This window comes from Actinocrispum wychmicini, from assembly GCF_004345645.1.
Taxonomy (GTDB): domain Bacteria; phylum Actinomycetota; class Actinomycetes; order Mycobacteriales; family Pseudonocardiaceae; genus Kibdelosporangium; species Kibdelosporangium wychmicini.
The window spans coordinates 390,867-404,879 of sequence record NZ_SLWS01000010.1; the positions used below are offsets into that span (position 1 = coordinate 390,867).

General features: G+C 68.1%; 8 protein-coding genes and 2 tRNA genes. 6 read left to right on the forward strand and 4 right to left on the reverse strand.

The features are described 5' to 3' along the window. Positions 1-74: 74 nt before the first annotated feature. Together EV192_RS39130 and EV192_RS39135 are read left to right on the forward strand one after the other, a co-directional pair. On the forward strand, positions 75-3,380 hold the full coding sequence (locus EV192_RS39130) for an EAL domain-containing protein (RefSeq protein WP_132123679.1): 3,306 nt from the start codon (positions 75-77) through the stop codon (positions 3,378-3,380). Then, positions 3,377-4,945, forward strand: coding sequence for an ABC transporter substrate-binding protein (locus tag EV192_RS39135; RefSeq protein WP_132123680.1), 1,569 nt, complete (start codon positions 3,377-3,379; stop codon positions 4,943-4,945). The genes EV192_RS39130 and EV192_RS39135 overlap by 4 nt, the downstream gene beginning before the upstream one ends. Here EV192_RS39135 and EV192_RS39140 read toward each other — a convergent pair. Both EV192_RS39140 and EV192_RS39145 read right to left on the reverse strand, forming a co-directional pair. Continuing rightward, the gene (locus EV192_RS39140) at positions 4,942-6,225 is read right to left on the reverse strand and encodes a hypothetical protein (protein ID WP_132123681.1); all 1,284 of its coding nucleotides are present in this window, start codon (positions 6,223-6,225) and stop codon (positions 4,942-4,944) included. The genes EV192_RS39135 and EV192_RS39140 overlap by 4 nt on opposite strands. Before the next feature lie 109 nt (positions 6,226-6,334). Further along, on the reverse strand, positions 6,335-8,386 hold the full coding sequence (locus tag EV192_RS39145; RefSeq protein WP_243727351.1) for a transglycosylase domain-containing protein: 2,052 nt from the start codon (positions 8,384-8,386) through the stop codon (positions 6,335-6,337). Positions 8,387-8,645: 259 nt separating this feature from the next. Here EV192_RS39145 and EV192_RS39150 point away from each other — a divergent pair. Together EV192_RS39150 and EV192_RS39155 are read left to right on the forward strand one after the other, a co-directional pair. Continuing rightward, positions 8,646-8,717 (forward strand) — tRNA-Glu (locus EV192_RS39150). Between the two features lie 14 nt (positions 8,718-8,731). Beyond that, positions 8,732-8,804, forward strand: a tRNA-Gln gene (locus EV192_RS39155). A 47-nt stretch (positions 8,805-8,851) separates the two neighbouring features. Here the strand turns inward: EV192_RS39155 and EV192_RS39160 are convergent. Further along, positions 8,852-11,575 (reverse strand): fibronectin type III domain-containing protein, encoded by a 2,724-nt coding sequence (locus EV192_RS39160; RefSeq protein ID WP_165960857.1) that lies wholly within the window; start codon positions 11,573-11,575, stop codon positions 8,852-8,854. Positions 11,576-11,940: 365 nt separating this feature from the next. On the opposite strand from EV192_RS39160, the gene EV192_RS39165 reads away from it, so the two are divergent. Beyond that, positions 11,941-12,342: a DoxX family protein gene (locus EV192_RS39165; RefSeq protein ID WP_132123684.1), complete on the forward strand. Its 402-nt coding sequence runs from the start codon at positions 11,941-11,943 to the stop codon at positions 12,340-12,342. Between the two features lie 10 nt (positions 12,343-12,352). Further along, entirely contained in the window at positions 12,353-12,736 is a 384-nt protein-coding gene (locus EV192_RS39170) for a YchJ family protein (protein WP_243727352.1), read from the forward strand. A gap of 119 nt (positions 12,737-12,855) precedes the next feature. Here the strand turns inward: EV192_RS39170 and EV192_RS39175 are convergent, their stop codons facing one another. Continuing rightward, on the reverse strand, positions 12,856-13,851 hold the full coding sequence (locus EV192_RS39175; RefSeq protein WP_132123686.1) for a LacI family DNA-binding transcriptional regulator: 996 nt from the start codon (positions 13,849-13,851) through the stop codon (positions 12,856-12,858). Positions 13,852-14,013 lie beyond the last annotated feature (162 nt).

Genomic DNA, 14,013 nt, shown 5'->3' on the forward strand with positions numbered 1-14,013 from the left:
GCTGCCCTGCCGATCACCGCGCCGGGCGGGAAGGTGGGTGGCGTGCGCAGGTGCTGCGTTCGACCGGCCGTTCCATGAGCAAGGCGGGCGCCGCCAAGGGCCTCGGCCGGCGCACCCGGATCTGGTACAAGCTGGCGGTCATCGGCCTGGCTTTCACCGTGCCGCTCGTGGCTGCCACGTACCTGTTGCTGGACGCCAACAGCCAGCGCATCTCGTTCAGCGAGAACGAGCTGCGCGGTTTGGAGTACCTGCGTCCGCTCGGCCAGCTGCTGCCGGACCTGGCGGCGCACCGCTCGTACGCGCGCCAGGTGCTCAGCGGCGAGCGCCCGGCCAGCGATCTCGACCTGCGCAAACAGCGGGTGGACGCGGACTACGCGGCGCTGGTGCGGGCCGATGCCAAGCTGGGCAAGGACTTACGGACCACCGAGAGCGACCTGAACGCCAGCGCCCTGCCGGCCACCCAGTTCCGCAACTGGCGGACGTGGAACTCCAGCGAGCCCGACCGGGCCAACAACGAGGCCGCGCACTCGCTGCTGATCACCGACGTCCGCACGCTGATCGGGTACGTCGGCCAGACGTCGAACCTGGTGCTGGACCCGGAACTGGCCACGTTCAACCTGGCGGACGCGACCGTGGTGCACGGCCCGGAGCTGGTCGACCAGGTCAGCCAGCTCGGCGACGACGTGGACGAGATGGTCGACTCCGGGCACGTGTCGCTGCCGGACCGGACCAAGGTCGCCGCCGAGGTGGCCTTGTTGGGGCACCAGGTGGACGCGTTGCAGAACGACCTGTTCACCACGTTCAAGGCGGGCGGGGACAGCGCCGAGGCACAGGCCCTGCGCAACGACCTCGGGCCACGGCTGCGGACCGCGTACATGGCGGTCACGAACCTCGCCACCAGGACCACACGCGAATTCGTCGAACCCGAGCAGATCCAACTGGACCGTGACGTGTACGGCCGCGCGGTGGACCGTGCGGTGAGCGCGGTGAACACGCTGTGGAGCGCGTTGATCGAGCAGGAAGGCTCGATGTTGCAGGTGCGGCACAGCGCTGATGTGCAGGACCGCACGTTCGCGCTGTTAGCCGTGCTGACCGCGTTCGGGGTCACGCTGACGCTCACGATCTGGTTGTCGCGGCGGATGAGCAACGACGTCGGGGCGGTCGCGCGTGGGGCGAAGGAACTCGCGGGCGGTGACCTGACCAAACGCGTCCAGGTGCGCAGCCAGGACGAGATCGGCGCGATGGCGACCGCGTTCAACGGGATGGCCCACCAGTTGCAGGTGATGGTCGAGGAGCAGCGACAGGCCGAGGAACAGCTGCGTGCCGAGCACGACTTCGTGGACGCGGTGCTGAACGTCGCCGGCAGCCTGGTGGTCGTGTTCGACACCGACGGTCGGATCATCCGGTTCAACCGGACCGCCGAAATCGCCACCGGATACGCGTTCGCCGAGGTCACCGACCAGCCGTTCTGGGAACTGTTCCTTCGGTCGGACCAGCGGGCCGCGGCCGAGCATTTCTTCGGGAACCTGTCCGCGGTCACGTTCCCGTCCCAGTTCGAACATGTATGGACACGCCACGACGGCACCGAATTGCGAGTGGCGTGGTCGAATGCGGCACTTGTCGACGAGAACGGCGCGATCACCCACGTGATCGCGACCGGCATCGACGTCACCGCGCGCCGTGCCGCCGAACGGGAACTGCGCGAGGCGCAGGAACGTTTCCGCCAGGCATTCGACAACGCGTCCATCGGGATGTGCCTTGTCGATCTGGAAATGCGGTTCATGCAGGTCAACCGGGCGATGTGCGAGATGTTCGGATACACCGAGCCGGAGCTGCTGTCGATGTCCGTCGCCGACGTGACGCACCCCGACGACTACCAGGCCGACGTCGAGGCCGTGGCGGGCATGCTGGCCGGCGACACCGCGCCGTACCACGCGGAGAAGCGCTACCGGCACGCCGACGGGCACATCGTCTGGGGCCTGATCACCGCGTGCGCGGTCCGCCGTTCGGAGTCCGACGCGCCGCTGTATTTCGTCACCCAGATCGAGGACGTCACCGAACGCCGCGAGGCCGAGGCACGGCTGGTGCACCAGGCGTTACACGACTCGCTGACCGGCCTGCCGAACCGGGCGCTGCTGATGGACCGGCTGCGGCAGATCCTCGCCCGTTCCGCCCGGCACCCGGCGCTCACCGCCGTGGTGTTCATCGACCTGGACGGGTTCAAGGACATCAACGACAGCCTCGGGCACGACGTCGGCGACCAGGTCCTGCGCGAGGTCGGGGCGCGGATCCACCACCACGTGCGGCCGTCGGACACCGTCGCGCGGCTCGGCGGGGACGAGTTCGTGGTGCTCTGCACGGACCTGCGGACCGAGCAGAACGTGGTGGACATCGCCGAACGGCTGACCAAGGCGCTGGCCAAGCCGGCCGTGGTGGGCGGCTTCGAAGTGGAGGTCACCGCGAGCATCGGCATCGCGCTGTCCGACGGCGAGGCGTCGAGCCCCGAGGAGATGCTGCGCAACGCCGACGCGGCCATGTACGGCGCCAAGACCCAGGGCAAGAACCGGTGGGAGATCTACGACGAGACCCGTCGGGCCCGCGCGGTCGACCGGGTCGCGATCGCGTCCAGCCTGCGCCAGGCGCTCCGGGACGACCGGTTCGTGCTGCACTTCCAGCCGGTGGTCGAACTGGAGACCGGGCTGCCGGTCGCGGTCGAGTCCCTGGTCCGGCTGGACGACCCGGGCCGGGGGCTGCTGCCGCCCAGCGCGTTCATCCAGGTCGCCGAGGACAGCGGGCTGATCGTGCCGATCGGGACGTACGTGTTGGAACAGGCCTGCCGGCAGCTCGCCGAGTGGCGTGCGGCCGGCGTGGTGACGCAGAGCCTGCGTACATCGGTGAACCTGTCCGCGCGGCAGGCCACCCAACCCGATCTCGCGCGGACGGTCGCGCGGGCGTTGTCCCAGGCCAATCTGGAGCCGACGGCGCTGGCGTTGGAGCTGACCGAGACCGTGCTGATGGAGGCCGACACCGCCACGCTGCGGCAGCTGGAGGAACTCCGGGAGATGGGCGTCGACCTGGGCATCGACGACTTCGGCACCGGGTACTCGTCGCTCAGCTACCTCAAGCGGCTGCCGGTGAGCATCATCAAGGTCGACCGGTCGTTCGTGGCCGGCCTGGTCACCGACCCGTCCGACCGGGAGATCGTCACCGCCGTCATCCGGCTCGGCCAGGCGCTCGGGCTGACCACGATCGCCGAGGGTGTCGAGGACGTCGCCCAGTTCACGGTGCTCCGCGAGCTGGGCTGCGACCAGGCCCAGGGGTACCTGCTCGGCCGGCCGGTCGCCGGGCCGCCGGCGTTGCCGTCCGGGGTCGCGGGATGACGGTTACCCGGCGGGAGTTGTTGCGCGCCAGTGCCTTGCTCGGTGCGGGTGGCGCGCTGCTCGGGGCCAGCGGGGGGATCACGGCCTGCACGACCGGCGACACCGGCCGGCAGGCGCTGAACGCGGCGCTAGGCCCGCGGCGGCGCGGGGGAGTGCTGCGGATCGGCGTGACCGGCGGCGGCGCCCAGGACACCCTGGACCCGCACCACCCGCCGACGTACCCGGACCAGGCCCGAGTGTCCAATTTGTACGAACCGCTGTTCGGTCGGGACGCGGCGTACAACATCGAGCCGGTGCTGGCCGAGTCCCTCGAACCGGCCGAGCAGGGCCGGACGTGGACCCTGCGGCTGCGCGCCGACGTGTCGTTCCACAACGGCAAGCCGCTCGACGCGGACGACGTGATCTTCACCCTGCGCCGGATCGCCGACCTGCCCGGCACCGGCGCGGCCGCGCTGCGAGTCGTAGACATGGCCGGGCTGCGCAAGATCGACGCCCGCACGCTGCGGATCCCGCTGACCGTGCCGTACGCGCTGTTCCAGGACGACCTGGCGCAGTACTACATGGCGATCGTGCCGACCGGTTTCGACCTGGCCCACCCGGTGGGCACCGGGCCGTTCCGGTACGGCACGTTCACCCCCGGCCGGATCAGTTCCTTCCCCCGCAACGACCACTACTGGCGGGCCGACCAGCCGTACGTGGACGAGCTGGTGATCGTCGACTTCCCCTCGGACGACGCCCGGGTCGCCGCGCTGCTGTCCGGGGACGTCCAAGCGATCGACAACGTGCCGCCGGGACAGATCAACGACGTGAAAGCCGCCGGCGCGACCGTGATGGCCTCCGAGTCGGGCGCGTGGACCCCGTTCACCATGCGGGTGGACAAGGCGCCGTTCAACGACGTCCGGGTGCGCCAGGCGTTCCGGCTGATGGTGGACCGGGACCAGATGGTCAGCCAGGCGCTGGCCGGGCAGGGGCGGATCGCGAACGACCTGTACGCGCCCTTCGACGCGAGCTACGCCAGCGACATCCCGCAGCGCAGGCAGGACCTCGCCCAGGCGAAGTCCCTGCTGCGCCAAGCCGGCCAAGCCGGCCTGCGGGTCGAACTGGTGACGTCGAGCGGCATCGGCTCCGGCGCGGTCGAAGCCGCCACCCTGTTCGCCCAGCAGGCCAAAGGCGCCGGCGTCACCATCGCCGTGCGCACAGTGGACAGTGCCACCTTCTACGGCAGCGACTACCTCAACTGGGTGTTCGCCGAGGACTACTGGTACACCCGCAACTACCTGCCCCAGGTGGCGCAGGGATCGCTGCCGGACGCGCCGTACAACGAATGCCACTTCAACGACCAGCGCTTCACCTCGTTGATCAACCGGGCGCGCGGCGAGCTCAACCCCGCCAAACGCGCCCAGTTGCTCAAGGACGCCCAACGCATCGAGTACGACACCGGCGGCTACATCATCTGGGGCTTCAAGAACCAGCTGGACGCGTACACCAACAAGGTGACGGGTTTCGTGCCGGACCGGAACATGCCGTTGTCCTCGTTCCAGTTCCGGACGATTTCGTTCGTCTAGTGCGGCAGGTCAGCCGGCACGGCCCGGATCCACGTCCGGAAGAAGCGGCGGTCGCCCGGCGTTGTCGGCTGGACGCGGCCTTGGAGCGCCGCGTCGCTCGCCTCCCGCTTGAGCGGCGGCTTGCCCAGGGATGCCTGTGCGGTGAGGGGAATGTTGACATGCTGGTATCCCAGCAGAAGGGGAGCTTCAGCGAACAACGTGTCGATCTCGTCGTTGGTCAGGCCCGCGTCGAGGAGATTGGCTCGATCGTACGAGGCCTTCGGAGTCACCATCATCTCGACCAGGCGCTGCCACTTCCTCGCCTCCGTTTTGGGGATCACCTTCACGAAGTCGGCGAAGGGTTTGGCTGGCGAGAAGAACGAAACGAACTTCTCGCCGGTGGTCTTGGGTTGCGCCTCCCGGAACGGGCCGACGGCGGCGAGGGCGTCCTGGACCATCGCGTCGCTGTAGTGCTTGGTGAGGAACGTGCGGATCACCGGGCCGTTCACCGTCCGGCCACCGGCCATGGGCGTCGTGTGGTGAAGCGCCTCGTCGACGAACGCGATGTACCCGTTGGGCGGGATCGTGGACATGTTGATCTGGGTGGGTTTGGGCAGTTGGCTGCGGACCCATTTCAGGTCCGCGAGGAACTTCGGCGGGAGGGACTCGGCGATCTGCCGCTCGTGGTCGTCGACGAGCTCTGGGTTGAGGATGTACTCCGGGCCGGGGACGGGGCCGTCCGTGTCGTAGCAGAGGTTGACGAAAAGGGTCTCCCCGTAGGTGTCCTTGTGGAACGAGTGGTATTGCTTGTCGCGGTTACGGTAGTAGTGGATCTCGACCAGGATCTTCCACTGCTTCCCGACGATTCCGCTCAGGCGGAGGTACTCGAGCTGGTGGGCATCCTTCATGGTGAGCAGCGAGTGCCGGATGAGGCCGGTGGCGAGGTCGCCCTTGACCAGGCTGAACGCGTTCTGCGGCGCGTGCAGGGCGTGCGTGATGATTTTCCGTTCCCCCGCTTCGAACCGGGACGGAAGGCTGAACAGCTCGATGTGCTCCGCCACCGCGCCTTCCTTGCCGTGCTCCGGGATGACGGGCAGTTCGAAGGCGCCGACGAACAGGACGAACTTGTCGAAGTCCTGCTCCTGCGATGACTTGATCGCCGCCTCGAGGCGTTCGATCAAGGACTTCTGCAGTGGCACGTCGGGGAAGTCGTTGATCACCGGTGCGGCCAGCTTCGTGAGCAGTGCGGCCGACTCGGACTGAGCGGCTGTTCCGGTTTGCTTCTTGATGTCGTCCATCATGTGGGGGTTCGTCGCAATCTGTCGGCGCGGTGGTCCGTCCGAACCTATGTACGCCAGGCGGTTGCCGCTGTTACCCCGCCGCGGACCATCTCCCTGAACGGAGTAGTCGCTAGTAGTTCGGCCCCAGAATGGCCTTCATGGCACGGAAGTACGGTGGCGCGGCGACCGTGCCACCGAAGGCGGCGTGGCAGCCTCTGCCGATGTGGACCGGGTTGCCGGTACACAGCTGGCCCGGCTGTGAGCCGTCCGCGAAGACCGTCGAGGACACCGCGTACTTGTCCGTGCCACCGACGAACGCCACCGACTCGTTGTCCTGGGTGGTGCCGGTCTTGCCGATGCCGTCCCGGTTCCAGCCCGCGGCTTTCGCGGAGCCCGCGGTGGTTCCGCTCACGGTGTCCTGGCTGAGGCCGGTCATCAGGGTGTTCGCGACGTCCCCGGTGACGGCCTGCTCGCAGGGGGTGGACCGGACCGGGACCGGCCGGCCGGCCGCGTCGGTGACCGAGGCGATCGGGTTGGGTGCGCACCAGGTGCCGCCGCTCATCAGGGTCGCCGACACGTTCGCCAGCTCCAGCGGACTCACCGGGCTGTTGCCCAGGGTGAACGACGGCTTGTTCTGGAAGTACTGTGACTGTGGCTCGCTTTGCTGCGGGTCCTTCGAGGACGGGACCGGGGTCTTGCCGTCGTCGTTGCTCCGCATGGTGTTGCGCAGGCCCAGCCGGGACGCCATCTCCACCACCTTGGGGACGCCCACCTGCTGCTCCAGGCCGACGAACGCGGTGTTCGGCGACGTGGCCAGGCCGCTGGCCAACGTGATCGGGTCGGCGTAGGTGCCGTCGTTGCGCACGGTGTAGCACGGCGGACTGCTGTGCGGCGGCAGCGGGAAGCACTGGCTGGACGGGTTCGGCAGCGGGGTGTCCAGGTCCGCGACGCCGGCCTCGACGGCCGCGGCCGACGTGAAGATCTTGAACACCGAACCGGCGCCGAACGGGTCGTCCACCTCGGCCGGCAGGTTGCGGGTGGTCTGCCCCTTGGCCGGGTCGGTGCCCAGGTTCCGGTTGGCCAGCAGCGCCAGGATGTCGTGCGACTGGGTGCCCGGGGCGATGATCACCATCGCGTTGGCCACCCCGGGCTGGGTGGTCGGCACGTTCGCCTCCACCGCCTCCTTGGCCGCCTGGCTCACCTTGCTGTCCATTGTGGTCTTGATGGTGTACCCGCCGTTGTCCAGCTGGGTGGTGGTGAACCCGGCCTGGTTCAGGTACGTCAGCGCGTACTGGCAGAAGTAGCCGGCGGCCGGCGCGGCGCCCATGCACGTGCTCGACGGCACCGCCGGGCCGTTGGGCACCAGGTCGAGCTCGGCGGCCTTCGCCTGGGCCGCGGTCTGCGCGTCGATGGCCTGGTTGGTCACCATCGCGTCGAGCACCAGGTCCCGCCGCTTCTTGGTCTCCTGCGGGTGCTCGTACGGGTTGTACCGGGTGGGGTTGTTCACCATGCCGGCCAGCAGCGCGGCCTGCGGCACGGTGAGCTTGTCCGCGCTGGTCCCGAAGTACGCGCGGGCCGCGGCCTCCACGCCGTAGATCTTCCCGGTGAACTCGACGATGTTGAGATAGTCGGTGAGGATCTCGTCCTTGGTCAGCTGCTGGTCGATGTCGATCGCCGAGCGGGCCTCGTGCAGCTTGCGGGTCAACGTGTCGGCCCGGTCCTTGGCCTGCGCCGCCGGGTTGGTCCGGTCCACGATGTTGATCAGGTAGTTCTTGACCAGCTGCATGGTGATGGTGGACGAGCCCTGCTCGCTGCCGCCCTTGGCGTTGTTGATCGCGGCGCGCAGGATGCCCTTCGGGTCGATGCCGTGCTCCTGGTAGAACCGGCGGTCCTCGATCGACACCAGCGCCGCCTTCATCACCGGCGCGATCTTGTCCGAGTCCACCGGGATCCGGTACTGGTCGAAGAGGGTGGCGATCGGGTTGCCGTCCCGGTCGGTGACCGTGGTCACGGTGGGCAGCTGGCCGGAGATGGCGGTCGGCGTGATCTGCGCGACCGACTCGCCCACGTTCGCGGCCACCACGCCGACGCCCAACGTCAGCGGGGCCAGCACGCCGGCCAGCAACGTCCCGCCGAGGACACACCCACCGACCAGCTTCGCGACGTTCCCGGTCACTCCCACACGACCGAACATACCGACAACGAGTGTGCCGCGCAGAAATTCGATTGCCGTGTCGCGATGTCCGCGCGATGATGGGAAAAGACACGTTCAAGCGAAGGAAAAGCGATGACCAACAGCGACGGGCAGCGGGAACAGCGGGCGGAGGCTCCCGCCGTGACGTAGTCTTGGTCACGCCAGGGGAGCCGCCCGTCGGAGACACCGACCCGGGCGGTTTTCTTTTGCCGACACAGTTTTGTCGACACAGTTTTGTCGACACGATGGCGCGTTCGTCCAGGGGTGAGGACGCCGGATTCTCAATCCGGAAACACGGGTTCGATTCCCGTACGCGCTGCCCCGCGCCTGCGGTGCCCGTTGGTCCAGCTGGCACGGATGCCGGGCTCTGACCCCGGAGACCGAGGTTCGATCCCTCGACGGGCAGCGGTTGAGGCAGGTACGGCCCAGCGGGCCGTACCTGCCGTCTTTTGGTCAGGATTCGGAAGGTCGTTGTGGGGGAGCGGCTTGGTCGGACGGCGGGCCTTGGCCTTCGGACGTGAAGGCGATCACGGACACCCGCACGCCAGGCTGGTCGAGCGCGTCCTGTTTGTCGTCCGGGATCGAGAGCTTGGTGTCCGAACTCGGGCCCAGAACGTAGTCGTCGGCTGTCTCGTCGTACTCGTCGTGTTCCACCAGGACGGCGTATTTGGTGATCGGCTTGCCGCCCAGGTCGGTGGGCGGCGACCAGGTGATCTTGTGCCCGTCGGAGCTGTACTTCACGTCGACCGGTTGGCCGGGCGTTGAGTCGCCGGTGTGCACAGCGGCGTACACGGTGGTCGCCGGGCAGTCCGCGGTGGCCTCCGTGCTGGCCATGATCACGTTCAGCGAGTCCGTGTCCCCGGACGGCGGGTCGTACACCCCGTTGCCGTGGATGGTGCCTCCCGATCCCGGCATCAGCGACCAGGTCACGTTGCCGTGCTGCGTGCAGTTCGCCGGCCACTGCACGGTCAGCGGGATCGGCTCGGCCGCCACTCTGTGGCCGCTGCCGACCTGGCTGACCATGGGCGAGAGGCTCGGCAGCCGGAACGGTCCCTGGGAATCCCACAGGCGGACGGTGCCGTCGTAGACGGTGTCACCCCAACTGAATCTCTTCACTTTGAAGTCGACCACGAAGTCGAGGCGGACCTTGACCCCGAGATCCAGTCTGAGCCACGGATTCGCCGCGGTGTCCGCAGCCAGGATCAAGGACGGCGTGACCGTCAGCTTCGGCCCGACCACCTTGTAGACCAGGATCTCCAGTTCCACCGGGAAGTCGACGGTGATCTTGGCCTTGGCCTGGAGCGTGTAGCCGAACTTGCTGGTCGGGTTGGTGGTCAGGTCCTCGCTGTGCAGGCTGGTGTCGGCCGCCCGCCACAACCGCCCACCGACCTTTCGCTGGTAGCTGGCGACGAAGCTGAACGTGATCGAGCCGTCGAGGGTGACCTGGGCGTAGACCGCCAGCCTCGGGCAGAACGCCACGACATAGATCCACGTGCAGCTCTTCTGTTCGACCTCGAACACTTTCTGCTTGTCGAACTGATGCTTGTAGGAAATGCCGATCTGGCCCTTGACCGACGCCTTGGCGGTCGCCGCGGCCTTGAAGTCCCAGGTGAATGTCGAGCCGTGCCACCAGCCCCGGGGATCCTTCTGCCACCCCGCGGTGACTTTCCAGTCCGGCGTGACGGTGAGCCCGACGTTCAGTTTCGCGGTCACCTTCGTGCCCTTGGGGAGCTTGTCCTTCAGCCGCGGGTCGCTGGTGATCTTCTTGCCGAGATCGATGACCCAGCCGTCCTTGGTCCGGGAGATGATCGACGCGCGGTAGCCCGGGGCGACGTTCGTGATCCTGGCCTCTTTCATGGCGGCGTCGTCCGGGGCGGCGGTCAGGTCGACGTCGCCCATGATCTCGTCGATCGCCGAGTCGACCGTGGTCAGCGTCAGCTTGTCGCCGCTGGTCTTGACGTCGGTCACCTTGCGCAGCAGGCCGCTGCCTTCGGTGATCCGGTTGTCGTTCTTCCCGACCACGACGATCTTGTCCTTCTTCAGCGCCTTCACCTGGTCGGTCGGGTGATTGAAGATCACCTTGGTCGGGGTGACGGTGGTGATCTTGCCGACCGACGCCGAGGAGAGGACGACCGCGTCGGGGTTCATCTTGACCCCGGTTGCCGCCGTGGACGACTCGCTGGTCGCGGCGCGGTTCAAGGCCGACCGGCTGGTGGCGTTGTGGGCTGTGACGGTCACCTGGTACGTCACGTCCGCGACCAGCCCGGTGAGCAGCGCGTTCGGCCCGGGGCCCTCCTGCTTCGTGACGGTCGGCTGGCCGTCCGCCGTGGCCTGGACGGTGTAGCCGGTGATCGGGCTGCCGCCGTCGTCGTCCGGGGCGTTCCAGTGCACCTTCAGCTGTGTCTGGTTGCCTGTGCTGTGCCCGTCGTCCGGTGCGGGCGGAGCCACGGCCACGTCGGTCGGCGGGCCAGGCGCATAGGCAGGCGCTGGGGCGACCGTGCCGTTCTGGTCGGCGCCGAGCGTCTTGAAGTCGCTTGTCCCTGGCCGCCCGGTACCCGCCTTGTTGGTGGCGGTGACCGTCACCGTGTAGCGGGTGCCGTTCGTCAGGCCCGTGATGGTCGCCGTGGTGTCGGTCCCCGCGGCCGACACCGCCTGGCCGCCCGGCTCCGCGGTGATCGTGTAGCCAGTGACCGGTGAGCCGTCGTCGCTGGCTGGATCCCACGTGACCGCGAGGCTCTGGTCGCGGCCGTACACCGAACGCAGCATGGGCGCCAGCGGCGCCTCCGCGGCGTCGGGGCCGCCCAGGTACGGCGGTGCCGACTTGTCCGACGTCTTCCCGCCGCTGGTCTGGGTCGCGACGAAGGCGTATTTGGTGTCGTTGGTGAGCCCGTTCACGGTGACCTCGACCGGGTCCATCTCGGCGGGCCGGTCCGCGTTCCCGGTCGCCACCGAGTTCCCGGTGGGGTCGCCGTTGTCGTCGACCGCGTAGGCGCTCACGTCGACCCGGTCGACCCGGTCGTCGCTGTCCCCGAGGGTGACAGTGACCCGCACCTCACCGTCGCGTCCGTCCACATCGGTGATGACCGGGGCGATCAACGCCGCACGCGTGGCGGCGTGCGCGGTCACGCTCGGGGCAACCAGCCCGCCCACAGTGACCATCACCACCACGGCGGTCATCCGTCGGAATCTGGATCGCCGGGCCATGAGCGGCGGTTTCATCTGATAGTTCCTTTCGTCTGTCGCCAATGTCGACCGATTCAAAAGAAAACGATTATCAGAAGCTCAACGAATATGTGACGGTCGCGAGATATAATCGCTGGCAGTGCCGAACCGGAGCGTAGCATCGCATACTGACGCTGGTGCCGAGATCGGGGAGTCGAATACTTTCGGGTGGCCGCTGTTTATGCGTATGGCGGTATGTGGTGACGCTTCGCTCTCGCGATTTCCACTCAATAGTGTCCACATCCGGCCGACAGTGAACCGTAGTGGGTTGTCGTGCGTATTTCCTGGGGACAGGACGAGAAGAAGGAAGGGGCGCCGCCATGACCAGTGAAGCGAGCACCACAGCACGTGCGGGCGTCATCGTCAACGTCGTGGTGTGGATCGTGCAGGTGGGGCTGGGCGGGTACATGATCTACAGCGGGTGGTCGCTGTTCGGGGCGGGCATGGTCGGGAAGTTCGACGAGATCGGCGTCGGCCAGTGGCTGCGGTACGTCACCGGCGTCCTGGAGATCGCCGGCGGTATCGGCGTGTTCATCCCGATGCTCTGTGGGCTGGCCGCGTTGGGGCTGGCGCTCGTCCTGCTCGGCGCGACCCTCACCGAGTTGTTCATGGTGTCGCACGGCGGCCCGACGCTGCCGCTGATCCTGCTCGTGGTGGCGGCGGCCGTGGCCGTTCTGCGCCGGGACACCACCGTCGCGTTGGTCAAACGCGTCCGGTCGTAGTCTGCGCGGTGTGAGTGCGCGTTGCCCCTGTGGCCTTGGTCAGCCGTACGACGAGTGCTGCGGTGTGTTCCATCGCGGCGACGGGACCGCCGGCACGGCCGAGACGCTGATGCGCTCGCGGTTCAGCGCCTTCGCCGTCGGCAACGAGGCTTACCTGCTTCAAACGTGGCATCCGCGGACCCGGCCGGCGTCCGTGCCCTTCGACCCCGGTCTGACCTGGACGTCCCTGGAGATCGTCGGCAAGTCCGGCGGCGGTCCGTTCCACCAGGAGGGCACGGTCGAGTTCCGTGCGCACTACCGGGCCGCCGGACGCGGGGACTCGATGCACGAGAACAGCCGGTTCGAGCGCGTCGGCGGCGACTGGGTGTACGTCAGTCCCGAAGCATCGTCGTGAACCGTTCGAACGCTCGGTCCACGCGGTCCGGGTCGGCTGCGGTGAGCCGGTCGAGCAGCAGGCCACGCAGGGCATCGTGCTGCGGCACCGCGCCCCGGGCCTACTCCTCGAACACCGTCCTACTGTCGCGTTGAGGTGCTGCCCCTGGGTTCGAGGTGGGGCATCTCGTCTTCGACGTCGCCGGTGGCTGTGCCGTCCACGACCTCCAGCAGTCTGTGCGCCGCGCGTTGACCGAAGCCGAACGTGTCACGGACCAGCGCGGTGAGCATCGGGTGGGTCAGCCGGCACAGCGGCGAGTCGTCCCAGGCGACCAGTGACACGTCGGCCGGCACGGCCCGGCCGAGTTCGGCCGCGGTGCCTATGCCGGCGACGGCCATGATGTCGTTGTCGTACACGATCGCGGTCGGTGGCTCGGCCGCAGTGAGCAGCTCACGGGTGACCCGGCCGCCGGCTTCGTCGCTGTAGTCGGTGGTCACCGACGCGGCGCCGGTCGCGGCCTCGAACGCCTCGATCCGGTGCCGGGTGTGCAGCAGGTCCGCCAGTCCGGCGACGTGCGCGATCCGTTGGTGCCCCTGGCTTCGCAGGTGCTCGACGATCGCGGTCATCGCCCGGGTGTCGTCCGCCCAGATGCTCGGCAACGTCCCCGTCGGGTCCGGGCCGCCGATCAGCAACGCCGGCAGGCCCAAGGTGGACAGCAGGTTCGGCCGCGGGTCGTCGATCCTGGGGTCGACCACGAGCACCCCGTCCACCCGGCGCTCGGCCCACCACCGCCGGTAGACCTCTGCCTCCGCGGCCACGTCCGCCACCACCTGGAACAGCAGCGCGGTGGCCGAAGTGGACAGCGCGGACTGGATCCCGGACACCAGCCGCAGGAAGAACGACTCGACGCCGAGCGTCTCGGCGGGCCGGGCCAGCACCAGGCCGACCGCGCCGGTCCGTGACCCGCCCAACGCGCGGGCGGCGCTGTTCGGCCGCCACGACATCTCCTCCGCGACCTGCAGGATCATCCGGCGCGTGTACTCCGACACGCCCGGCCGGTTGTTGAGCGCGAACGACACCGCGCTCTCCGAGACACCCGCCCGGCGCGCGATCTCCCTGATCGTCACCCGCCTCATGGTCCGAACCTAGAGAAACTAAAGCGCATTAGTCAAGAAACAGGACAGGCTGTCGGTAAATGGTTGACAAGCCGCTCACCTGGTGTTTTGTTGTGTGCCAATCGCTCAGGCAAAGGAGCATTCGCGATGCAGCTGGCAATCCGTGCCCGCCGGCGGTTCCAG

Coding starts and splice junctions, on each gene's coding strand:
- EV192_RS39165 (WP_132123684.1), top strand. CDS start 11,941: ATGACCAGTGAAGCGAGCACCACAGCACGTGCGGGCGTCATCGTCAAC.
- EV192_RS39135 (WP_132123680.1), top strand. CDS start 3,377: ATGACGGTTACCCGGCGGGAGTTGTTGCGCGCCAGTGCCTTGCTCGGT.
- EV192_RS39130 (WP_132123679.1), top strand. CDS start 75: ATGAGCAAGGCGGGCGCCGCCAAGGGCCTCGGCCGGCGCACCCGGATC.
- EV192_RS39160 (WP_165960857.1), bottom strand. CDS start 11,575: ATGACCGCCGTGGTGGTGATGGTCACTGTGGGCGGGCTGGTTGCCCCG.
- EV192_RS39175 (WP_132123686.1), bottom strand. CDS start 13,851: ATGAGGCGGGTGACGATCAGGGAGATCGCGCGCCGGGCGGGTGTCTCG.
- EV192_RS39140 (WP_132123681.1), bottom strand. CDS start 6,225: ATGATGGACGACATCAAGAAGCAAACCGGAACAGCCGCTCAGTCCGAG.